This window comes from Rathayibacter sp. PhB186 (assembly GCF_003751825.1).
Classification (GTDB): domain Bacteria; phylum Actinomycetota; class Actinomycetes; order Actinomycetales; family Microbacteriaceae; genus Rathayibacter; species Rathayibacter festucae.
The window spans coordinates 597,395-616,988 of the sequence record NZ_RJKO01000001.1; the positions used below are offsets into that span (position 1 = coordinate 597,395).

Below are 19,594 nucleotides of genomic sequence, written 5' to 3' on the forward strand. Positions count from 1 at the left end.
GCCTGGAATAATGCCGCGGTGACCTCCCCCATCGCCGGCCTGCTCGATCCGCTGCACCCGCTCGCCTCCGGGCGCACGGCCGACTCCTCTCTCCTGCGGGCCTACCGCTCCGATCGACCGGAGTCGACGCCCGTCTGGTTCATGCGCCAGGCCGGTCGCAGCCTGCCCGAGTACCGGGCGCTGCGCACCGACACCCAGATGCTCGACGCCTGCCTCGACCCGGCGCTCGCGAGCGAGATCACCCTGCAGCCGATCCGGCGTCACGGCGTGGACGCGGCGATCTTCTTCAGCGACATCGTCATCCCGCTGCGCCTCGCGGGCGTCGCGGTCGACATCGTCCCCGGGCGCGGACCCGTTCTCGAGAAGGCGGTGCGCACCGCCGCGGACGTCGACGAGCTGGTCGCGCTCGATCCGGCCCTGCTCGACGAGACGCTCGAGCCGATCCGCGAGGGCGTCCGCCGCACGGTCGAGGGTCTGCGGGAGATCGGCGAGGGCGGGACACCGCTGATCGGCTTCGCCGGCGCCCCCTTCACGCTCGCGGCCTACCTCGTGGAGGGCGGGCCGTCCAAGGACCACATCCGCGCCCGCACCCTGATGCACGCCGACCCCGAGGCCTGGGCCCGGCTGATGGAGTGGACCGCCGAGGTGACCGGCCGCTTCCTCCGCGCACAGGTGCTGGCCGGGGCGAGCGCCGCGCAGCTGTTCGACTCCTGGGCCGGCGCGCTGTCCCTCGCCGACTACACCGCGCACGTGGCTCCCGCCTCCTCGCGGGCGCTGACCCACGTGCGCGACCTGGCCTACGATCACGGCGAGACCCGCCGGAACGTGCCGATCGTGCACTTCGGCGTCGGCACCGGCGAGCTGCTCGGCGCGATGCACGGGATCGGCGCGGACGTCGTCGGCGTCGACTACCGCATCCCGCTCGACGAGGCGAACCACCGGCTCGGCGGCTTCGTGCCGGTGCAGGGCAACGTCGACCCGGCGCTGCTCTCCGCCCCGTGGGAGGTGCTGGCCGCGCACGTCGACGACGTCCTCCGCCGCGGCACCAGCGCGCCGGCCCACGTGCTCAACCTGGGCCACGGCGTGCCGCCCGAGACCGACCCCGACGTGCTGACGCGCCTGGTCGCGCACGTGCACGCCTGGCGGCCATGACCGAGGGGACCAGCACCGAGGGGACCAGCACCGAGGAGCACGGCAGCGGGGCCGGCGCCGACTACGACGTCGCGGTCGTCGGCGGGGGAGTGGCGGGGCTCGCCGCCGCCGCCGAGTGCCTGCGGATCGGCCTGCGCGTGGTGGTGCTCGAGGCGGGCGACGCGGTCGGCGGCTCGGTCGCCCCCCTCGAGATCGCCGGAGCCGTCCTCGACGCCGGCGCCGAGAGCTTCGCCACCCGCGGCGGTCACGTCGAGAAGGCGCTCGCCGCGCTCACCCTCGACGGCCGTCCGCTCGCCGAGTCGATCGTCGAGCCGCGGACCGGCGGATCCTGGCTGCACCTCGCGGGCGGGCGCTCCGTCCCCTCGCCGCGCGCCGGGATCCTCGGCATCCCCGGCACCCCGCTCGCACCCGACGTCGTCCGCGCGATCGGCCGCCGCGGCGCCGCGCGCGCCTGGCTCGACGCCGTGATGCCGGTGCTGCGGATCGGCCGGGCCCACTCCCTCGCCGAGCTGGTGCGCACCCGGATGGGGCAGCGGGTCCTGGACGATCTCGTGGCGCCCGTCGTCTCCGGCGTCTACTCCAGCCGCCCCGAGGACATCGACGTCGACGCGGCGGCTCCGGGGCTGAACGGGGCGATCACCCGGGCGGGCTCCCTGGCGGGCGCGGTCGCCGCCCTGCGTGCGAACCTCCCGGCCGGCGTGGCCGTCCGCGGGATCGACGGCGGGATGCACCGGCTGGTCGCCGCGCTCGTCGAGCTGATCGACTACCTCTCCGGCGAGATCCGGGTGCGGACCGGCGTGACCCGGCTCGAGGGCGACGGCGAGCCGTTCCTGCTCACCCTCGGCGACGGCGCGGTGCTCAGCGCCCGCGCCGTCATCGTCTCGACGCCGGAGCGCGACGCGCGCGAGCTGCTCGCCGGGATCGTCCCCGCCGTGCGCGACGAGGCGGCCGAGGTGCTGCACGACTCCGTCGAGCTGGTCACCCTCGTCGTCGACGACGCCCGCCTGGACGCCGCCCCGCGCGGCTCCGGCGTGCTCGTCGCGCCGACCGCCCGGGACGTCACGGCGAAGGCGATCACCCACGCCACCGCGAAGTGGGCCTGGCTTGCGGCCGGCCTGCCCGCGGGACGGCACGTCCTCCGCCTCTCCTACGGGCGCCCGGGCGAGCATCCGCCGCTGGAGGGCGCGAGCGACGCCGAGGCGGCCGCGACCGCCCTGCGCGACGCGTCGATCCTGCTGGGGATCGAGCTCGACCCGGCGACCCTCGTCGACTCGGCCCGCGTGCGCTGGGCGAACGTCCGCCCGGCCGCGGCGCTCGGCCGCCGCGCGCACCTGGAGGCCTTCCGCGCGGCGCTCGCCCCGGTCGCCGGGATCGCCGTCACCGGCACCTGGCTCGCGGGGACCGGGCTGGCCTCGGTGCTCCCGCACGCCGCCGAGACCGCCGCTCTTATCCGCCGCCGACTGGTGCGTCAAGGCGTCGGCATACCGCGCGAAGAATATGACGGCGACGGCTACTCTGGGTCGGAGGCTCCCGCATGACTGCGGCGTGCCCCGACACGAGTGGTCATCGACCGCGTGAACGAGCCGCGAGAGCGGCCCAGGACGAGGAGTAGGCGTGAAGGGCAAGATTCTTTTCGTGGCAGGAGCCGCAGCCGGCTACGTGCTGGGAGCGCGTGCCGGTCGCAAGCGGTACGAGCAGATCGCCTCGGCGGCGAACAAGTTCTGGAAGACGCAGCCCGTGCAGGACGTCGCGGGCGCCGTCGGCGGAGCGGCGAAGACGCAGCTCAGCACCGTCTCGGACAAGGCCTACGAGCTCGTCCGCACCGTCGTGGTGAAGGCGGTGTCCGGCGGCAAGAAGGCCCAGGGCGCCTCCTCGGCCGAGGCGACCGCCGCGGCCCGCTCGGCCGCGTCGAAGGTCGACGAGGCCGCTGCCGCGGCCGGCTCCGGAGGATCGACGTCGTCGTCCTCCACCAGCAAGGCGTAGTCCTCATCCCTCCGGGCCGTCCGTTCGGCCGAGGCCCGGCACGACCACCCTCCGAGGAGCCCCCGTGGTGAACGAACGCAATCCGAAGAACGCCCGATCGCTGGGCGAGCTGGTCAGCGACCTCCCCGGTCTCGTGATCGAGCTCGTCAAGGCCGAGATCGCGTCCCTCAAGAACGAGCTGTCCGGCAAGGCGAAGAGCGCCGGACTCGCGGTCGCGCTGTTCGCGGTCGCGGCCTTCTTCCTCCTCACCGCGTGGGCGACCCTCGTCACCTTCGCGATCATCGGCATCGCCTCCTGGCTCCCCGCCTGGCTGTCGGCGCTGATCGTGACCGTGTTCTTCCTGCTGGTGGCGGTCGTGCTGATCCTGGTCGGCGTCAAGTCGATCAAGAAGGCCGTCCCGCCCGTTCCGCAGGACTCGATCGAGAGCATCAAGAAGGACGTCCAGGCGTTCAAGGGAGTCGGCAGCTATGACAACTGATCGCGCTGTATCCAGCACCACGCCCCGCTTCGTCGACCCGGCGGAGCTCCAGCCGAGCCAGCTGAAGGCCGACATCGAGCGCGCGCGCACCGAGCTCGCCGCGACGCTCGACGCGATCGAGTACAAGGTGAACGTCCCGCGCAAGGTGCGGAACGTCCAGCGGACGCTCGAGCGCAAGGTCTCCGTCGTGCGCAAGCACCACCCCGAGGCCCTGATCGCCGGTGCCGCCGGCGCGGCCGCCGCGGTCGGCCTCGTCGTCTGGGGCATCGTCCGCGCCGTCGTCGAGGACTGACTGCACCCGCGTCACCTCCTGGCGCGGAGGGGTCCGGATCGCTAGCGCTCCGGACCCCTCGGCGCCAGAGCCCCTCCCGCTTTTGTGCATCCGCACGAGCGGAGGGATGATGGATCAATGACCGATCAGACCGCCGACACGGCGGGTCCCGTTCAGTCCGCCCCCGACACGAGCGCCGCTCCGGCGCCGCAGCCCCCCGCCGATCAGGATCACTCCGATCAGGCCCTGGGATACACGCTCTGGGCGGTTCTCCGCAGGGATCCCTCACGTCCGTTCACCCTCTCCGCCGACGAGGCCGCCCAGGCGGCCGCCGACTACGAGGACACCGTCGCGCGGCTCGCGGGCGAGGGCGTCACGGTGCGCGGCACCTACGACGTCTCGGCCCTGCGCGCCGACGCCGACATCATGCTCTGGCTCACCGGAGCCGCGCCCGAGGAGCTGCAGCGCGCCTACCGCGAGCTGCGCCGCACCGAGCTGCTCTGCGCGCTGCTGCCCACCTGGAACGCGATGGGCGTGCACCGCGACGCCGAGTTCAGCGCGAACCACCTCCCCGCCTACATGCGCGGGAAGGCGCCCGCCCGCTGGCTGACGGTCTACCCGTTCGTCCGCTCCTACGAGTGGTACATCCTCCCCGAGGAGGAGCGCCGCACGATGCTCGCCCAGCACGGCCGTCAGGGCTCGCGCTTCCGCTCCGTGCTGACCAACACGGTGGCCTCGTTCTCGCTCGGCGACTACGAGTGGATCCTCGCGCTCGAGGACGAGGAGCTGGTCAACCTGGTCGACCTCATGCGCGATCTGCGAGCCACCGAGGCCCGCCGCCACGTGCGCGAGGAAGTCCCCTTCTACACCGGTCGGCGCATCGAGGCCGACCAGATCGCCGAGGTCCTCCGATGAGCAGCACGGTCCCCGCCCCCGAGGCGCGCGACTTCGCCGAACCCGTCCCCGAGGTCGCCGAGGGCGTCCTCGTCCGCGGTGCCACGCCGGCGGCGGCGTCCGGCCCCGAGCACGTCACCGAGCCGGTCGCCTACGACGCGATCCTGCTCGCCGGCTTCGGCGGCCCCGAGGGCCAGGACGACGTCATCCCGTTCCTGCGCAACGTCACCCGCGGCCGCGGCATCCCGGAGGAGCGCCTCGAGGAGGTCGCCCACCACTACCGCCACTTCGGCGGCGTCAGCCCGATCAACGCGCAGAACCGCGCGCTGAAGTCCGCCCTCGAGGCCGAGCTCGCGAACCGCGGCATCGACCTCCCGGTGCTCTGGGGCAACCGCAACTGGGCGCCGTACATGAGCGAGGCGGTGACGGAGGCGAAGGAGCGCGGCTTCTCGAACCTGATCGCCATCGCGACCAGCGCCTACTCCTCCTTCTCCTCCTGCCGGCAGTACCGCGAGGACTTCGCGGCCGCCCTCGACGCGACCGGCCTCGAGGGCGAGCTGCGGATCGACAAGGTCCGCCAGTTCTTCGACCACCCCGGCTTCGTCATGCCGTTCGTGAAGGCCGTCCACGACGGGCTCGACGAGCTGCGCTCGCGCCTGCCCGGGCTGGACGTGGCGACTGAGGTCGAGGTGCTTTTCGCGACGCACTCGATCCCCTCCACCGACGCCGCGCGCAGCGGCCCGCACGAGCGGCACGAGGACGGCACGGTCGTCGACGTCCACCAGTTCGGCGACGGCGGCGCCTACGAGGCGCAGCACCTCGCGGTCGCGGAGGTCGTGATGGCGGCCGCCGGCGCGGAGGACGTGCCGTGGCAGCTCGTCTACCAGTCGCGCTCCGGCCCGCCCACCCAGCCGTGGCTCGAGCCCGACATCAACGACGCGATCGCCGAGCTGCCCGCCAAGGGCCGCAGGGCGCTGGTGATCGTTCCGCTCGGCTTCGTCTCGGACCACATGGAGGTCATGTGGGACCTCGACAACGAGGCGCTCGAGACCTCGGGGGAGCACGGCCTCGTCGCCGTCCGCGTCGCGACGCCGGGCACCGACCCGGTCTACGTCTCCGGTCTCGTCGACCTGGTGATGGAGCGGGTCAACGGCACGCCCGTGGAGGACCGTCCGTCGATGACGGCGCTCGGCCCCTGGTACGACGTCTGCCGTCCCGGCTGCTGCGAGAACGTGCGCGCGGGCTTCAAGCCGGCGCTGGCGGGGATCGCGCCGTGACGGGCGGGGTCGCCCTGTGACGGGGAGCAGCGCCCCGTGAGCATCCGAGTCGGCACCCGCGCGAGCGCGCTCGCGGTGGCGCAGACCCGGATGACCGCCGATCGCATGGCGCAGGCCGCCGGCGTGCCCGTCGAGCTGGTGCGCATCGAGTCCGACGGCGACCGGATGCGCGGCTCGCTCGCCTCCCTCGGCGGCACCGGGGTCTTCGTGAGCGCGCTGCGCGACGCGCTGCTGGCCGGGCGCTGCGACGCGATCGTGCACTCGCTCAAGGATCTGCCGACGGCACCGGTCGAGGGCCTCGTCCTCGGCGCGGTGCCCGAGCGAGAGGATCCGCGCGACGCGCTCTGCGCCCGCGACGGGGCGACCCTCGCGACGCTGCCCCGCGGTGCGCGGGTCGGCACCGGGTCTCCGCGGCGTCGCGCGGCACTGCTCGCGGCGCGCCCCGACCTCGAGATCGTGGACATCCGCGGGAACATCGACACCCGGCTCGGCCGGGTGGCCGACGGGAGCTCGTCGCCGCTGGACGCGATCGTGCTCGCCCTGTCGGGGCTGCGGCGCCTCGGGCGCACCGACGCCGTCACCGAGGTGCTCGACTTCGGCGTCTCACCGCACGCGCCCGGTCAGGGTGCGCTGGCGATCGAGGTCCGGGACGAGGAGCCGTCCGACGATCTGCGCGCGGCCCTCGCGGCCGTCGAGCACGCTCCCACCCGGGCGGCGATCACCGCCGAGCGGGCGCTGCTCGCCGTGCTCGAGGCGGGCTGCGCGGCGCCGATCGGCGCGAGCGCGACGGTCGAGGCCGGCCGTGTGGTGACGCGCGGCGTGGTCTTCGCGGTGGACGGCTCGGCGTCCCTCTCTCGGGAGGTGGCGGAGCCGATCGATAACGGTTCGGTCGACGGACCTCGACACCTGGCGGTTTCGCAGTATGGTGGTCGCGAACTGCCCGTCGTCGAAGCCGCGTTCCGTTGCGGCTCTCTGCTCGCTGACGCGCTTCTCGGTGCGGGTGCCGCCCAACTCGCACCTCTGGGAGCCTCTTCGTGATCGTGCCCGCCGCCTACTCCCAGTGGGAGAAGCCGTTGCAGGGCTGGCGTGTCCTCGTCCCCCGCGGAGGTCCGTGGGGCGACGGCGTCGCCGGTGCCCTGCGCGCGAAGGGAGCGTCGCCCGTCGTCGCTCCCATGATCAACTTCGCGCCGACCGACGACTTCCCGGCGCTCGAGCAGGCCCTGGCCGACCTCGAGGCCGGCGCCTTCGACTGGATGACGGTGACCAGCGCGACCACGGTCGACGTGCTCTCGCTACTCCGCACCACCGTGCCCGCGAGCACGAAGGTCGCCGCCGTTGGAGAGACCACGGCCGCGGCGCTCGTGGCGGCCGGCTACTCCGTCGATCTGGTCCCGTCCGAGGACAACTCGGCGAAGGGCCTGCTCGCCGAGTGGGAGCAGGCGACCGGCGGGCAGCACCCGCTCCGGGTGCTCACGCTGCGCTCCGAGATCGCGAAGCCGCTGCTGACCGAGGGCTTGAAGCGCATCGGCCACGACGTCCGCTCGGTGGTCGCCTACCGCACCGTCGGCGTGCAGGTCGAGGACCGCGTCGTCGCCGATGTCGCGAGCGGCGCCGTCCACGCCATCCTGATCACCTCGGGGAGCGTGGCCGAGCAGGTGCAGAAGCAGCTCGGCCCGGTGCCCGAGTCGACGCTGGTCGCCGCCATCGGCCCGCAGACCGCCAAGGACGCGCGCGCGTTCGGCCTGCGCGTCGACGTCGTCGCCGACGAGCGCTCCGCCTCCTCCCTGATCGAGGCCGTCGCCGGCGTCGCCGCGGAGCGCGCGCCCCGCTGACCGGCGCTCTTCGCGCACAACATCAGCTGAGACGGGTGGGCCTCCGCTGACAGAGGAGGGACCCCCTTCTCAGCTGATGTTGTGCGGCCGTCGCTGGTCGAGGTGGACGCTCACCGGTGTTCGAGTGCCCGGCGCCTGCGCTGCGCTGCAGTCCACATGTGCTCGTTCCGGCGGATCATCTCGAAGAGGGCCGCTTCGGTGCGGGGCCAGTCGTCCATGATCTGGTGATTGTCGAGCCGGATGCAGAGGTACTCCTGGCGGGCGAGTTCGAGGTCGCGCCGCCGGTCCTCGTGGAACTGCTCGATGCTGGAGTGGTAGCGGTAGCCGTCGGTCTCGAGGACCATCCGCTCGCCGATCACCTCGTCCACACGGCCGACACGCGGGACGAGGACCTGCGGGCGGACCGGCACGTTGCGGCGGCGCATGCTCAAGCGGGTCTTCGTCTCGAGGCCGGACTGACTGCGGCCGTCGACGCGGGCGAAGACCTCCCGCTTCCCCGCCGGAGCGAGCGCGCGGAGCGTCGGCAGGTCGTCCTCGGCGAGCAGGCCCAGGTTGAGAGCCGAGTCGATCGTCACGACGGCGTCGTCCTCACCGATGCAGGTGATGAGATTCAGGACCGCCGCACCGATCCCGTCCTGCGAGAACGAGCGACGGCCCTGACCCGGCCATCGCCGCCAGTGGCCGACCGCCCCCGGACGCAGGGTATGGACGAAGGAGTCGCCGAGCGCGATGTGCAGGCCTGGCCGCTCGGTGGTCCAGAGCCCGAGAGCGTGCAGCAGAGAGACGCACGTGAGGACTCCGCCCGCACGCACGGCGGCCAGTTCGGCCTCGGGCGCTCCTGCCATCGCGTACCAGCCGCGCCGCACGCGGCCGATCTCGCCCGTCGACAGGGCGCGCTCGACCGCGGACCGGTCCACGCCGGCGGCGCGAAAGGCGCTCGCGGGAGCGAACCCGCCGCCCGAGGCGAGGAGAGAGCCGACTCCGTCCATGGTGTCGACGGTGGCGGAACACCGCCTCGGGTGCGGGCGCTCGTCGGTGATCTGTACAGGAAGGACGACGAGACGATCCTGTGGAGGAGTGGATGTCGACGGTCAGGGGGCGCGACGCGAGCCCGGCTTAGGCTGGAGGCATGACCGCGATCCGCCCGCGGCGCCTCCGCACGACCCCGGCCCTGCGCCGGCTCGTGCGGGAGACGCGCGTCCACCCCGCCCAGCTCGTCCTCCCGCTCTTCGTCGCCGAGGGCATCACGGAACCTCAGCCGATCGGCTCGATGCCGGGGGTGTCGCACCACTCGCTGGACAGCGTCCGCCGCGCGGTGACCGAGGCGGCCGAGGCGGGGCTCGGCGGCGTCATGCTGTTCGGCGTGCCGAGCACCCGCGACGCGGTGGGCTCCGGAGCGACCGACCCCGACGGCGTGCTCAACGCCGCCGCGCGGGTCGTCGTCGAGGAGGTCGGCGACGCGCTCGTCGTGCAGACCGACCTCTGCCTCGACGAGTTCACCGACCACGGGCACTGCGGCGTGCTCGACGCGCACGGCCGGGTCGACAACGACGCGACGCTGCTCCGCTACGAGCAGATGGCGCTCGCGCAGGCCGAGGCCGGCTCGCACCTGCTCGGCCTCTCCGGGATGATGGACGGCCAGGTCGGCGCGATCCGCGCGGCCCTCGACGGCGCCGGCCACCTCGACACCGCGATCCTCGCCTACTCCGCGAAGTACGCCTCCAGCTTCTACGGCCCCTTCCGCGAGGCCGTGCAGTCGACGCTCGAGGGCGACCGCCGCACCTACCAGCAGGACCCGGCGAACCGCCGCGAGGGGCTGCGCGAGGCGACGCTCGACCTCGCCGAGGGCGCGGACGTCGTGATGGTGAAGCCGGCGATGTCCTACCTCGACGTGCTCTCGGACGTCGCCGCGATCTCCGACGTGCCGGTCTGGGCGTACCAGGTGTCCGGCGAGTACGCGATGATCGAGGCCGCCGCTGCGAACGGCTGGATCGACCGCGAGGCCGCGATCGTGGAGTCGGTCACCGGCATCGTCCGCGCCGGCGCCGACGCCGTGCTCACCTACTGGGCCGTCGAGCTGGCGAACGATCTGCTGAAGTAGGCACATCCTCCGTGAAGGGTCCGCGCCGTATCGTGGTCGGGTGACTCCCACCGCGAACGACACCCTGTACGAGCGTGCCCGGCACGCGATCCCCGGCGGCGTGAACTCGCCGGTCCGCGCCTTCCGCTCGGTCGGCGGGACCCCGAGGTTCATGGTGTCGGCGACCGGCCCGTTCATCACCGACGCCGACGGCCGCGAGTACGTCGACCTGGTCTGCTCCTGGGGTCCGGCCGTCCTCGGCCACGCCCACCCCGAGGTCGTCGCCGCCGTGCAGGAGGCGGCGGCCCGCGGGCTCTCCTTCGGCGCGTCGACCCCGGCCGAGACCGAGCTCGCCGAGCTGGTGGAGGCGCGGATCACGGCCGGCGGGGTCTCGCCGATCGAGAAGCTGCGCCTGGTCTCGACGGGCACCGAGGCGACGATGACCGCGATCCGCCTGGCCCGCGGGGTCACCGGCCGCGACCTGCTGATCAAGTTCTCCGGCCACTACCACGGCCACTCCGACGGCCTGCTCGCGGACGCGGGCTCCGGTCTCGCGACGCTCGCCCTGCCCGCCTCGGCCGGCGTCACCGCGGCCACCGCGGCGCAGACGATCGTGCTGCCCTACAACGACCTCGACGCGGTGCGCGCCGTCCTCGCCGAGCGCGGCTCCGAGATCGCCGCGGTGATCACCGAGGCGGCCGCCGCGAACATGGGCGTCGTGCCGCCCGCGCCGGGCTTCAACGCGGCGCTGGCCGAGCTCGTGCACGCCAACGGCTCGCTGCTGATCATGGACGAGGTGCTGACCGGCTTCCGCGTGAGCGCCGGCGGCTGGTGGGGACTGGAGAACGCGGGCGCCGGTGCCGATGGCGCCGAGGCGCCGTACGTCGCCGACCTCTACACCTTCGGCAAGGTCATCGGCGGCGGGATGCCGGTCGCCGCGCTCGGCGGCCGCGCGGACGTGATGGACCACCTGGCCCCGCTCGGGCCGGTGTACCAGGCGGGCACGCTCTCGGGGAACCCGGTCGCCGTGGCCGCCGGCATCCGCACCCTGCAGCTCGCCGACGACGCCGTCTACGCCTCGCTCGACCGCACCGCCGTGACGCTGCAGCGCGAGGTCTCGGCCGCGCTCTCGGCCGAGGGCGTCGTGCACACGGTGCAGAGCGCGGGCAGCCTCTTCAGCTTCATGTTCACCGACACCGGCGGACCGGTGCGCGACTACGCCCAGGTCCAGGCGCAGGAGTCGTTCCGCTACCCGGCCTTCTTCCACGCGATGCTCGATGCGGGCGTCTCGCTGCCGCCGTCGGTGTTCGAGGCGTGGTTCGTCTCGGCCGCGCACGACGACGCGGCGATCGGCCGGATCGTCGACGCGCTGCCGGCCGCCGCGAAGGCCGCGGCGGCAGCGCGCCCGCAGGAGTAGCCGGTCGCGCCGGGGTCAGCCCCGGCGCGACACCGACTTCGGCAGCACGAAGACGAGCGCGAAGGCGGCGATCGCCATCAGCGCGCTGACCAGCATCGCCGGGGCCGCGGCGTCGAGGAAGCCCGAGGCGACGGTGTCCGGGCCGGTGATGACCAGGCCGCCGAAGAGGATGCTGCCGATCGCGGCGATGCCGACCGCCGAGCCGATCCGCTGGATCGCGGAGATGACGCCACTGGCCGCGCCCGCGTCCTGCGGGTCGACCGTCGAGACGATGAACTGCACGTTCGGCGCGATGAAGAAGCCGTTGCCGACGCCGGCGATGAACAGCGGCGCGAGCAGCTGCCAGTTGGTGATCGAGTCCGGCGTCGCGGTCAGCAGCACCAGCCACACCCAGATCAGGCCGACGGCGAGCAGTCCGCTGCCGAGCACCAGGACGTTGCGGCCGAGCTTCGCGGTGAGGCGGTTGCTCTGCGAGGAGCTGACGATGCTGCCGATCGCGAAGGGGATCGAGACGAGGCCCGACTCCAGCGCCGTGTGGCCGAGGCCGGACTGCCAGAGCAGCGAGATGGTGAAGAAGATGCTCGTGAAGGCCGCGAAGTAGACCAGCGCCAGGATCACTCCGCCGGTGAAGGCGGGGTGGCGGAACAGGGTCGGCGGCACCAGCGGCGCGCGGCCGCGGCGGGTGTACGCGACCTCCCAGGCGCCGAACGCGGCGAGGAGGATCACGCCGCCGGCGATCGAGAGGAAGGTCCAGAGCGGCCACCCCTCGTCCTCGCCCTGGATCAGCGGCACGAGCAGGGCGACGAGTCCGCCCGAGACGAGGATCAGCCCGAGCCAGTCGACGCCGCCGCTCGGGGCGCGGTCGCCGTCCTGGAGCTCGCGGCGGGTCGGCAGCAGCATCGCGGCGGCGATGAGCGTCGCGACGCCGATCGGCAGGTTGACCCAGAAGACCAGGCGCCAGCCGTTCTCGTCGCCGAAGGCCTGGATGATCAGACCGCCGATGATCGGGCCGAGCGCCGACGAGACGCCGAGGACGGCGCCCATCACCGCGAACGCCTTGCCGCGGGCGGGGCCGCGGAAGAGGATCTGGATGTAGGCGTTGACCGCCGGGACGAAGATGCCGCCCGCGAGGCCCTGCACGACGCGCGCGACGACGAGCTGGACGTCGTCGGCGGCCAGGCCGCAGGCGAAGCTCGCGACGGTGAACAGCGCGACGCCGCTGACGAAGACCCACTTGTGCCCGAAGCGGTCGCCGAGGCGGCCGGCCGGGATCAGCGCGAGGCCGAAGGCGAGCGCGTAGCCCGAGATGATCCAGGAGAGCGTCGACTCGGAGGCGTCGAGGGTGGTGCGGATCGTCGGCAGCGCGACGTTGACGATGGTGGTGTCGAGCAGGGCGATGAACATGCCCGCCAGGAGGACCACGAGGGAGCGCCAGGCGCGGCGGTCGGGGGCCGGCGGGGCGCCGGTCACGCGGTCGGACGACGTCTCGGTCATGCGGAGGGAGGCCTTTCGAGAGGCGGGAGAAAGGGGGAGGGGGAGCGGGACCACCCATCGGGGGTACGACCGCATGTGAACTCTCGCAGGAGCACCCGGGTTTCTGCACGCCTTGACCTGTGGGGGCCTTCAGGTGCGGGCGTGGACAGCGCCGTCAGCGGTGGCGGGACTCGGCGGCGCGGGCGCAGGCGATGCAGAGGTCGGCGGTGGGGCGGGCCTCGAGGCGGGCGGCGCCGATGGGGAGGCCGCAGCGGGCGCAGTCGCCGTAGTCGCCGGCGGCGAGGCGCGCGCGGGCGGCGGCGAGATCGCGCTCGGTGCGTGCGAGGGCGTCGCGCACCCCGGCCATCCGCGACCACTCCGCGGAGAGCGGGGTGCCCTCCGGATCGTGCTCGTCGTCGGCGGTGCCGTCGGCGCGGTCGAGGAGGAGCTCGCGGAGGGACTCGTCGAGTGCCGCGGCCTCGCGCCGAGCCTCGGCCTGCCGCTCGGCGAGGCGCGCGTCGAGGAGGCGCCGCTCGTCCGGATCCGTGGCCATCCCTCCATGCTGCCACCGCGACCCCCGGGCGCCGAGTGCGATGGGCGGGGCAGACTAGGGGCATGCCCGTCGTGACCGTGCTCCCCGACCGCCTCGAACTCCGCCTGACCCGCGCCGAACGGCTGCTCGCCCTGCACCGCGGCGACGTCGTCGTCGAGCGCTCGAGCATCCGCTCGGCGACCGTCACCGAGGATCCGTGGATCTGGGTGCGCGGGATCCGGGCGCCGGGGACCGCGGTGCCGCTGACCCTCGCAGCCGGCACTTGGAAGTTCCACGGCGGCAAGGACTTCCTGCTGATCAAGCGGACGGCCGCTGCGGTGGTGATCGACCTCGTCGACGAGGAGTACTCGCGACTGATCGTCAGCACGAAGCACGCCCCCGAGCTGATCGCGGCGCTGCAGCTGGGGACCGCGACCTCGGCGATCCCCGTCATCGACACCGACGATCTCGTCGTCGTGCCGGCCGTCGCCGAGCAGGCCGCCGAGCGCCTGGCCGCGGCGCAGGCGGAGGCGGAGCGCAGGGACGAGCAGACGCCTGCGGAGGAGACGCCTGCCGAGAAGGAGACCGTCGCGAAGAAGCCCGCGGCGAAGAAGGCGCCCGCGAAGAAGCCGGCGCCCGAGAAGCCGGCGCCCGAGAAGCCGGCGCCCGAGAAGCCGGCGCCCGAAAAGCCGGTCGCCGAGAAGCCCGGCACCGAGGCGCCGGCGCCTGAGAAGCCCGCCGCCGAGTTGCCTGCGCCCGAGAAGCCCGCAGCGAAGAAGCCCACCCCGAAGAAGCCCGCCGCGAAGCCGCGCCCCGACTCCTCCGTCGGTCACGCCTCCGCCGAGCCCAGCGGCGCGACCGAGGCCGCCGAGTAGCTCGGACCGCCGCGCGACCCGAGCTCCGGAGCGTCAGCCCCGGACGTCGACCAGCGTGCGCCCGTGCGCGCGACCTTCCAGCAGGTCGGCCGCGGCGTCGATCGCGCCCGCGAGCGGCACCGCCGTGGTCAGCCCGTCGAGCAGCTCCAGGTCGAGGTCGTGGGCCAGCCGGCGCCAGGCCTCCTCGCGGAGCTTCCTCGGTGCCTCCACCGAGTTGATGCCCGCCAGCGTCACTCCGCGCAGGATGAACGGCATCACCGTCGCGGGCAGGTCGCCGCCCTGCGCGAGACCGCAGGCGGCGACGGTCCCACCCCAGCGGGTCTGCGCGAGCGCGTTGGCGAGGGTGTGCGAGCCGGCGGAGTCGATCGCGCCGGCCCAGCGCTCCGACTGCAGCGGCTTGCCCTTCTCGGACAGCTCGGCCCGGTCGAGGACCTCCGTCGCGCCCAGGCGCTGGAGCAGCTCGCCGTGCTCGTCCGCGCGCCCGGTCGAGGCGACCACCTCGTGGCCGAGCTTCGCGAGCAGCGCGACGGCGAGGGAGCCCACGCCGCCCGAGGCGCCGGTGACCAGCACCGGTCCGTCGCCGGGGCGGACGCCGTGCCGCTCGAGGGCGAGGACGGCGAGCATCGCGGTGAAGCCGGCGGTGCCGATCGCGCCGGCGCGGGCGGAGGAGATCGCGCCGGGGATGCGCAGCAGCGACGCGGAGTCGACGCGGGCCCGCTCGGTGAAGCCGCCGTCGAAGCGCTCGCCGAGGCCGGCGCCGTTGAGCACCACGCGGTCGCCGGAGTCGAAGCGCTCGGCCGCGGCGCCGTCCGCGTACTCGACCGTGCCGACGACGTCGATGCCCGCGATCAGCGGGGTGCGGCGCACGACACCCGGCCGGCCGGCGAGAGCGAGGGCGTCCTTGTAGTTCACGCTCGAGTACTCGACGGCGAGGGTCACGTCCCCGTGCGAGCGGTCGGGATCGTCCCGCTCGGTCAGTCGTGCGCGATTCGGGGTCTCGGTGTCGGAGGAGGAGTGCTGCTCGACGACGACGGCTCGGAACATGAGCCCACGCTACGCCCGAGCGCGCGGAACGCGCCCGGGCGGCGGGGTCAGTTCAGCGGCCGGGTGCCCTCGGGCAGCGCGCCGCCGGCGTAGAGGGCGGTCGCCGCGTCCTGCAGGGCGGTCAGCGCGACGCGCTGCGTCCACGGTCCGTAGGAGACGCGGGCGAGGCCGAGCTCCTCGAGGCTTTCGGGCGACTGCGAGCCGGGGACGCCGATCACGCTGACCCGCTGGCGGCCGAGCTCGGCCACGAGGGCCTCGAGCTCCGCGTCCTGGAGCAGGCCGGGGACGAAGAAGCAGGTCGCCCCCGCGTCGAGATAGGCGCGTCCGCGCTCGATCGCGTCGGCGAGCACCTCGCCGCGGTCGCGGTCGCCGGCGCGGAGGAAGACGTCGGTGCGGGCGTTGAGGGCGAAGGGCACGGCCTCCTCCTCGGCGGCGGCGACCGCCTTCTCGACTGAGCGCAGCGCCTCGGCGAGCGGCTTCGCCTGGTCCTCGAGGTTCGCGCCGACGACGCCGACCTCGATGGCGCGGCGGACGGTCTCGCCGGCGTCGCCGTAGCCGGCCTCGAGGTCCGCCGAGACGGGGACGTCGACCGCGGCGACGATCCGCTCGATCATGCTGAGGTGCAGGTCGAGCGGGATCCGCTCGCCGTCCTCGTAGCCGAAGGTGGCGGCGATCGAGTGGCTCGCCGTCGCGAGCGCCCGGGTCTCGGGGAGGGCGGTGATCGTGGTCGCCGAGACCACGTCCCAGACGTTCACCACGCTCAGCAGCTCGGGGGCGGTGTGGAGGTCGACGAGGGTGCGGCCGCGCGCTTCGATGCTCATCCGAGCACCGTAGCCCGCTCCGCGAGGTCCCCGCCGTGCGCCGCGCAGGACGCGCTCCCGCAGCCCTCGCAGACGACGAGCTGCTCGCGGCAGGCGGGATCGGTGCAGTTGCGCATCCGGCTGGTCGGCTCCGCGCAGACGGCGCAGCGGCCGAGCACCTCGGCGTCCGGGGAGAAGGTCAGCGAGCCGCGCCCGTCGAAGACGTAGAGCGCACCGCGCCAGAGCCCCGTGTCGCGGCGGGCCTCCTGGTAGCGGACGATGCCGCCGTCGAGCTGGTACACCTCGCCGAAGCCGCGGGCGAGCATCAGGCTCGAGAGCACCTCGCAGCGGATCCCGCCGGTGCAGTAGGTGACGACCGGCCGGCCCTTGAGGTGGTCGTAGGCGCCGGAGTCGAGCTGCTCGACGAACTCGCGGGTGCTCGCGACGCCGGGCACGACCGCGCCGTCGAAGCGGCCGATCTCGGCCTCGAAGGCGTTGCGGCCGTCGAAGAACACCACGTCCTCGCGCTCGGCGACCAGGGCGTCGACCTCGTCGGGCGCGAGCCGGACGCCGGTGCCGACGACGCCGGACTCGTCCACGCGCAGCTCCTCGGGCGCTCCGAACGACACGATCTCCTCGCGCACCTTCACCGAGAGCCCGGGGAAGTCGACGCTGCGGCCCTCGTCGTCCAGGCCCGTGCCGTCGCTCCACTTCACCTCGAGACCGCGGAAGGCGGAGTGCTCGCGGGTGCGGCGGACCCAGCGCTTGAGCGCACCCATCTCGCCGCCGAGGGTGCCGTTGACACCGTCCTTCGAGAGCAGGACCCGGCCGCGCAGGCCGAGGTGCTCGGCGAGCTCGCGCTGCCAGAGCAGGACGGACTCGGGGTCGGCGAGCGGCACGAAGCGGTAGAACAGCAGGATCTTCGGCAGCACCGGGTCATCCTACGAGGGCCGGGCCGGGTCGGCCGAAACGCTCCGGCAACGCGGGTGTGACAGCATCTCCCGGTGACCGACGCTCCTCTCCCCGTGCCGCACAGCCGCTTCGAGGACGTCTTCGGCCTCGTGACCGGTGCGTTCGTCGTCTCGCTCGGCCTGTTCCTGCTCCGCGCGAGCGAGGCGGTGACCGGCGGGACCGCGGGGCTCGCGCTGCTGCTGGGCTACGCGGCGCCGATCCCGTTCGGCGTGATCCTCGTCGTGGTGAACCTGCCGTTCCTGGCGCTCTCGCTGTGGAAGAAGGGCTGGCGGTTCACTCTGCGCACGATGTCCTCGATCCTGCTGGTGTCGGTGCTCGCCGGGCTGCACCCGCTCGCCTTCGGGACGATCCGCATCGACCCGGTCTACGGGGTGCTCACCGGCGACGTGCTCGCGGGGATCGGACTGCTCATCCTGTTCCGGCACGGCTCGAGCCTGGGCGGCTTCAGCATCCTGGCCCTCCTCGCGCAGGAGCGACTGGGCTGGCGGGCGGGCTACGTGATGATGGCGCTCGATGCCTGCGTGGTCGTCGCGGCGCTGCTGGTGGTGCCGCCGCTGAACGTGCTGATCTCGGCCGCGGGCGTCGTGGTGCTGAATCTGGTGCTCGCCTTCAACCACCGGCCGGGCCGCTACCTCGGTTCCTGAGCGGCGCAAGCCCTCGACCTGCGGCCGTCGCTTCCTAGGCTGGACCCAGGCGCGCGACTGCCGCGCCCGAACGGAGAACCGGATGTCCGACTGGAACTACGACCCCTACGCCCGCCTCGGCGAGGTGCCGACCTTCACCCTCGAGAGCGACGACATCAGCGACGGCGCAGCGCTCGCCCCGCGCCACTACGGCGAGGACTCGGGCGGCGAGGACGTCTCGCCGCAGCTGCGCTGGTCGGGAGCGCCCGCCGAGACCAAGAGCTTCGCGGTGACCGTGTTCGACCCGGACGCGCCGACCGGCTCGGGCTTCTGGCACTGGGCGGTCTACAACCTGCCGGCCGACACCACCGAGCTGCCGACCGGCGCCGGGGCGGCCGGATTCGAGTTGCTGCCCGCGGGCGCGCAGACCCTGCCGAACGAGATGCGGCTGCGCCAGTTCATCGGAGCGGCGCCGCCGGACCGCGAGCACCGCTACTTCTTCGTCGTGCACGCCCTCGACGTCGAGGAGCTCGAGCTCGACCCGGAGTCGACGCCGGCGATCCTCGGCTTCAACGCGCACTTCCACACGCTCGCGCGAGCGGTGCTGGTCGCGACGGCGACCCCGGACGGCGCGAAGGGCTGACGACGGCGGGTCTCGATACGCCGCTGCGCGGCTACTCGACCAGCATGCTTGCATGCTGATCGAGTAGCCCGCGGAGCGGGCGTATCGAGATCCACCGCCGTCAGGAGCGAGGTCTGCAGACCCGCCCTGCTGATGACGGCGGGTCTCGATACGCCGCTGCGCGGCTACTCGACCAGCATGCAGCGCGCTACCCGAAGAGGGTGCGCGCCTCCTCGTAGCGGGAGTCGGGCACGGTCTTCAGGGTGCCGAGGGCCTCGGCGAAGTCGACGTGGTAGATGTCGGTGCCGCGCAGGGCGACCATGCGGCCCCAGTGCTCGGCGACGACGGAGTCGGCCGCGGCCATGCCGAGGCGGGTGGCGAGGACGCGGTCGAAGGCGCTGGGGGTGCCGCCGCGCTGGATGTGGCCGAGCGTGGTGGCGCGGGTCTCGATGCCGGTGCGGTCCTCGATCATCGGGGCGAGCATCTCGCCGATGCCGCCCAGGCGCGGGCGGCCGAAGGCGTCGAGGCCGCGCTCGGAGTGCGCGTCGTCCATCGAGTCGAGCGAGAACCCCTCGGCGACGACGACGAGCGGGGCGCGCCCGCGGTCCTGGGCGCTCTGCACCCACTCGACGATCTGCTCGATCGAGGTCTTCTTCTCCGGGATGAGGATGACGTGCGCGCCGGCGGCCATGCCCGAGTGCAGGGCGATCCAGCCGACGTGGCGGCCCATGACCTCGGCGACCATGCAGCGGCCGTGCGAGTCGCCGGTGGTGCGCAGGCGGTCCATCGCGTCGGTGGCGATGCCGACGGCGGTGTCGAAGCCGAAGGTGTAGTCGGTGGCGCCGAGGTCGTTGTCGATCGTCTTGGGGACGCCGACGATCTTGAGGCCCGCGTCGGTGAGGCGCTTCGCCGCGGCCAGGGTGCCCTCGCCGCCGATCGCGATGATCGAGTCGATGCCGTTGCGGTCCATCATCTCGGCGATCTTCTCGGGGCCGCCGTTGTCGCCCTCGAAGGGGTTCGTCCGGCTCGTGCCGAGGATCGTGCCGCCCTGCTTGGCGATGCCCTGGATCTCGGGCCGCCCGAGGGGGAGGAGGTCGCCGTCGACCACTCCGCGCCACCCGTTGCGGAAGCCCACGAATTCTTGGTCGTACACCTTGATGCCCTTGTACACGGCACCGCGGATGACGGCGTTCAGCCCGGGGCAGTCGCCCCCGGAGGTCAGGATCCCGATCTTCACCCGCTCAGAGTAGAGGACGCGGGCACGGGGTC

General features: G+C 73.4%; 21 protein-coding genes. 14 read left to right on the forward strand and 7 right to left on the reverse strand.

Translation table 11 applies throughout. From position 1 onward, the window contains the following. Positions 1 to 18 precede the first annotated feature (18 nt). From hemE to EDF45_RS02800, 9 genes are all read left to right on the forward strand, one after another. On the forward strand, positions 19 to 1,152 hold the full coding sequence (gene hemE / locus EDF45_RS21540; RefSeq protein WP_243581005.1) for a uroporphyrinogen decarboxylase: 1,134 nt from the start codon (positions 19 to 21) through the stop codon (positions 1,150 to 1,152). Then, entirely contained in the window at positions 1,149 to 2,690 is a 1,542-nt protein-coding gene (locus tag EDF45_RS02765; protein WP_123734893.1) for an NAD(P)/FAD-dependent oxidoreductase, read from the forward strand. The genes hemE and EDF45_RS02765 overlap by 4 nt, the downstream gene beginning before the upstream one ends. A 97-nt stretch (positions 2,691 to 2,787) precedes the next feature. Further along, a complete protein-coding gene (locus EDF45_RS02770) occupies positions 2,788 to 3,135 on the forward strand; it encodes a YtxH domain-containing protein (RefSeq protein WP_185020070.1) in 348 nt (115 codons plus the stop codon). Positions 3,136 to 3,199: 64 nt separating this feature from the next. Next, positions 3,200 to 3,613 carry a phage holin family protein gene (locus EDF45_RS02775; RefSeq protein WP_123733381.1) on the forward strand — a complete coding sequence of 138 codons (414 nt, stop codon included), beginning with the start codon at positions 3,200 to 3,202 and terminating at the stop codon, positions 3,611 to 3,613. After that, positions 3,603 to 3,905, forward strand: coding sequence for a DUF3618 domain-containing protein (locus EDF45_RS02780; RefSeq protein ID WP_123444872.1), 303 nt, complete (start codon positions 3,603 to 3,605; stop codon positions 3,903 to 3,905). The genes EDF45_RS02775 and EDF45_RS02780 overlap by 11 nt, the downstream gene beginning before the upstream one ends. Before the next feature lie 117 nt (positions 3,906 to 4,022). Beyond that, entirely contained in the window at positions 4,023 to 4,799 is a 777-nt protein-coding gene (hemQ, locus tag EDF45_RS02785) for a hydrogen peroxide-dependent heme synthase (protein ID WP_123734894.1), read from the forward strand. Further along, positions 4,796 to 6,055 (forward strand): ferrochelatase, encoded by a 1,260-nt coding sequence (locus tag EDF45_RS02790; protein ID WP_123734895.1) that lies wholly within the window; start codon positions 4,796 to 4,798, stop codon positions 6,053 to 6,055. Before hemQ ends, EDF45_RS02790 begins: the two co-directional genes overlap by 4 nt. 90 nt (positions 6,056 to 6,145) lie before the next feature. Continuing rightward, entirely contained in the window at positions 6,146 to 7,093 is a 948-nt protein-coding gene (gene hemC / locus EDF45_RS02795; RefSeq protein WP_243581134.1) for a hydroxymethylbilane synthase, read from the forward strand. Further along, positions 7,093 to 7,887 carry a uroporphyrinogen-III synthase gene (locus tag EDF45_RS02800; protein ID WP_123735557.1) on the forward strand — a complete coding sequence of 265 codons (795 nt, stop codon included), beginning with the start codon at positions 7,093 to 7,095 and terminating at the stop codon, positions 7,885 to 7,887. The genes hemC and EDF45_RS02800 overlap by 1 nt, the downstream gene beginning before the upstream one ends. A 110-nt stretch (positions 7,888 to 7,997) precedes the next feature. Here the strand turns inward: EDF45_RS02800 and EDF45_RS02805 are convergent, their stop codons facing one another. Continuing rightward, the gene (locus tag EDF45_RS02805; RefSeq protein WP_123734897.1) at positions 7,998 to 8,876 is read right to left on the reverse strand and encodes an endonuclease domain-containing protein; all 879 of its coding nucleotides are present in this window, start codon (positions 8,874 to 8,876) and stop codon (positions 7,998 to 8,000) included. 140 nt (positions 8,877 to 9,016) lie between these two features. Between EDF45_RS02805 and hemB the strand changes: the two genes are divergently transcribed. Both hemB and hemL read left to right on the forward strand, forming a co-directional pair. Beyond that, the gene (hemB, locus tag EDF45_RS02810) at positions 9,017 to 9,988 is read left to right on the forward strand and encodes a porphobilinogen synthase (RefSeq protein ID WP_123734898.1); all 972 of its coding nucleotides are present in this window, start codon (positions 9,017 to 9,019) and stop codon (positions 9,986 to 9,988) included. 40 nt (positions 9,989 to 10,028) lie between these two features. Then, on the forward strand, positions 10,029 to 11,384 hold the full coding sequence (gene hemL, locus EDF45_RS02815) for a glutamate-1-semialdehyde 2,1-aminomutase (protein ID WP_185020071.1): 1,356 nt from the start codon (positions 10,029 to 10,031) through the stop codon (positions 11,382 to 11,384). Between the two features lie 15 nt (positions 11,385 to 11,399). Here hemL and EDF45_RS02820 read toward each other — a convergent pair whose 3' ends face one another. Both EDF45_RS02820 and EDF45_RS02825 read right to left on the reverse strand, forming a co-directional pair. After that, positions 11,400 to 12,878 (reverse strand): MFS transporter, encoded by a 1,479-nt coding sequence (locus tag EDF45_RS02820; protein WP_123734899.1) that lies wholly within the window; start codon positions 12,876 to 12,878, stop codon positions 11,400 to 11,402. 154 nt (positions 12,879 to 13,032) lie between these two features. Further along, the gene (locus EDF45_RS02825) at positions 13,033 to 13,410 is read right to left on the reverse strand and encodes a TraR/DksA C4-type zinc finger protein (RefSeq protein ID WP_123733386.1); all 378 of its coding nucleotides are present in this window, start codon (positions 13,408 to 13,410) and stop codon (positions 13,033 to 13,035) included. Between the two features lie 62 nt (positions 13,411 to 13,472). Here EDF45_RS02825 and EDF45_RS21685 point away from each other — a divergent pair, with 62 nt between their 5' ends. Further along, a complete protein-coding gene (locus EDF45_RS21685) occupies positions 13,473 to 14,264 on the forward strand; it encodes a hypothetical protein (protein ID WP_243580997.1) in 792 nt (263 codons plus the stop codon). A gap of 33 nt (positions 14,265 to 14,297) precedes the next feature. Here the strand turns inward: EDF45_RS21685 and EDF45_RS02835 are convergent, their stop codons facing one another. The 3 genes from EDF45_RS02835 to EDF45_RS02845 are packed head-to-tail and all read right to left on the reverse strand — an operon-like array spanning position 14,298 to position 17,040. Further along, positions 14,298 to 15,308 carry an MDR family oxidoreductase gene (locus tag EDF45_RS02835; RefSeq protein ID WP_123444879.1) on the reverse strand — a complete coding sequence of 337 codons (1,011 nt, stop codon included), beginning with the start codon at positions 15,306 to 15,308 and terminating at the stop codon, positions 14,298 to 14,300. A gap of 47 nt (positions 15,309 to 15,355) precedes the next feature. Continuing rightward, a complete protein-coding gene (locus tag EDF45_RS02840; protein ID WP_123734900.1) occupies positions 15,356 to 16,129 on the reverse strand; it encodes an isocitrate lyase/phosphoenolpyruvate mutase family protein in 774 nt (257 codons plus the stop codon). After that, positions 16,126 to 17,040 (reverse strand): rhodanese-related sulfurtransferase, encoded by a 915-nt coding sequence (locus EDF45_RS02845; protein WP_260311746.1) that lies wholly within the window; start codon positions 17,038 to 17,040, stop codon positions 16,126 to 16,128. Before EDF45_RS02845 ends, EDF45_RS02840 begins: the two co-directional genes overlap by 4 nt. Positions 17,041 to 17,112: 72 nt before the next feature. On the opposite strand from EDF45_RS02845, the gene EDF45_RS02850 reads away from it, so the two are divergent. After that, the gene (locus tag EDF45_RS02850) at positions 17,113 to 17,724 is read left to right on the forward strand and encodes a YitT family protein (protein WP_123734901.1); all 612 of its coding nucleotides are present in this window, start codon (positions 17,113 to 17,115) and stop codon (positions 17,722 to 17,724) included. 82 nt (positions 17,725 to 17,806) lie between these two features. Continuing rightward, on the forward strand, positions 17,807 to 18,346 hold the full coding sequence (locus tag EDF45_RS02855) for a YbhB/YbcL family Raf kinase inhibitor-like protein (protein ID WP_123734902.1): 540 nt from the start codon (positions 17,807 to 17,809) through the stop codon (positions 18,344 to 18,346). Positions 18,347 to 18,533: 187 nt separating this feature from the next. On the opposite strand, the gene EDF45_RS02860 is transcribed toward EDF45_RS02855, so the two are convergent. Beyond that, positions 18,534 to 19,562, reverse strand: coding sequence for a 6-phosphofructokinase (locus EDF45_RS02860; RefSeq protein ID WP_123701816.1), 1,029 nt, complete (start codon positions 19,560 to 19,562; stop codon positions 18,534 to 18,536). Positions 19,563 to 19,594: the final 32 nt, after the last annotated feature.

What these genes read in the sequence shown, in the direction of transcription:
- EDF45_RS02805 (WP_123734897.1), bottom strand. Translation starts at nt 8,876, where the DNA reads ATGGACGGAGTCGGCTCTCTCCTCGCCTCGGGCGGCGGGTTCGCTCCC.
- EDF45_RS02780 (WP_123444872.1), top strand. Translation starts at nt 3,603, where the DNA reads ATGACAACTGATCGCGCTGTATCCAGCACCACGCCCCGCTTCGTCGAC.
- hemQ (WP_123734894.1), top strand. Translation starts at nt 4,023, where the DNA reads ATGACCGATCAGACCGCCGACACGGCGGGTCCCGTTCAGTCCGCCCCC.
- EDF45_RS02765 (WP_123734893.1), top strand. Translation starts at nt 1,149, where the DNA reads ATGACCGAGGGGACCAGCACCGAGGGGACCAGCACCGAGGAGCACGGC.
- hemB (WP_123734898.1), top strand. Translation starts at nt 9,017, where the DNA reads ATGACCGCGATCCGCCCGCGGCGCCTCCGCACGACCCCGGCCCTGCGC.
- EDF45_RS02820 (WP_123734899.1), bottom strand. Translation starts at nt 12,878, where the DNA reads ATGACCGAGACGTCGTCCGACCGCGTGACCGGCGCCCCGCCGGCCCCC.
- EDF45_RS21685 (WP_243580997.1), top strand. Translation starts at nt 13,473, where the DNA reads ATGCCCGTCGTGACCGTGCTCCCCGACCGCCTCGAACTCCGCCTGACC.
- EDF45_RS02835 (WP_123444879.1), bottom strand. Translation starts at nt 15,308, where the DNA reads ATGTTCCGAGCCGTCGTCGTCGAGCAGCACTCCTCCTCCGACACCGAG.
- EDF45_RS02790 (WP_123734895.1), top strand. Translation starts at nt 4,796, where the DNA reads ATGAGCAGCACGGTCCCCGCCCCCGAGGCGCGCGACTTCGCCGAACCC.
- hemC (WP_243581134.1), top strand. Translation starts at nt 6,146, where the DNA reads ATGACCGCCGATCGCATGGCGCAGGCCGCCGGCGTGCCCGTCGAGCTG.
- EDF45_RS02855 (WP_123734902.1), top strand. Translation starts at nt 17,807, where the DNA reads ATGTCCGACTGGAACTACGACCCCTACGCCCGCCTCGGCGAGGTGCCG.
- EDF45_RS02840 (WP_123734900.1), bottom strand. Translation starts at nt 16,129, where the DNA reads ATGAGCATCGAAGCGCGCGGCCGCACCCTCGTCGACCTCCACACCGCC.
- EDF45_RS02825 (WP_123733386.1), bottom strand. Translation starts at nt 13,410, where the DNA reads ATGGCCACGGATCCGGACGAGCGGCGCCTCCTCGACGCGCGCCTCGCC.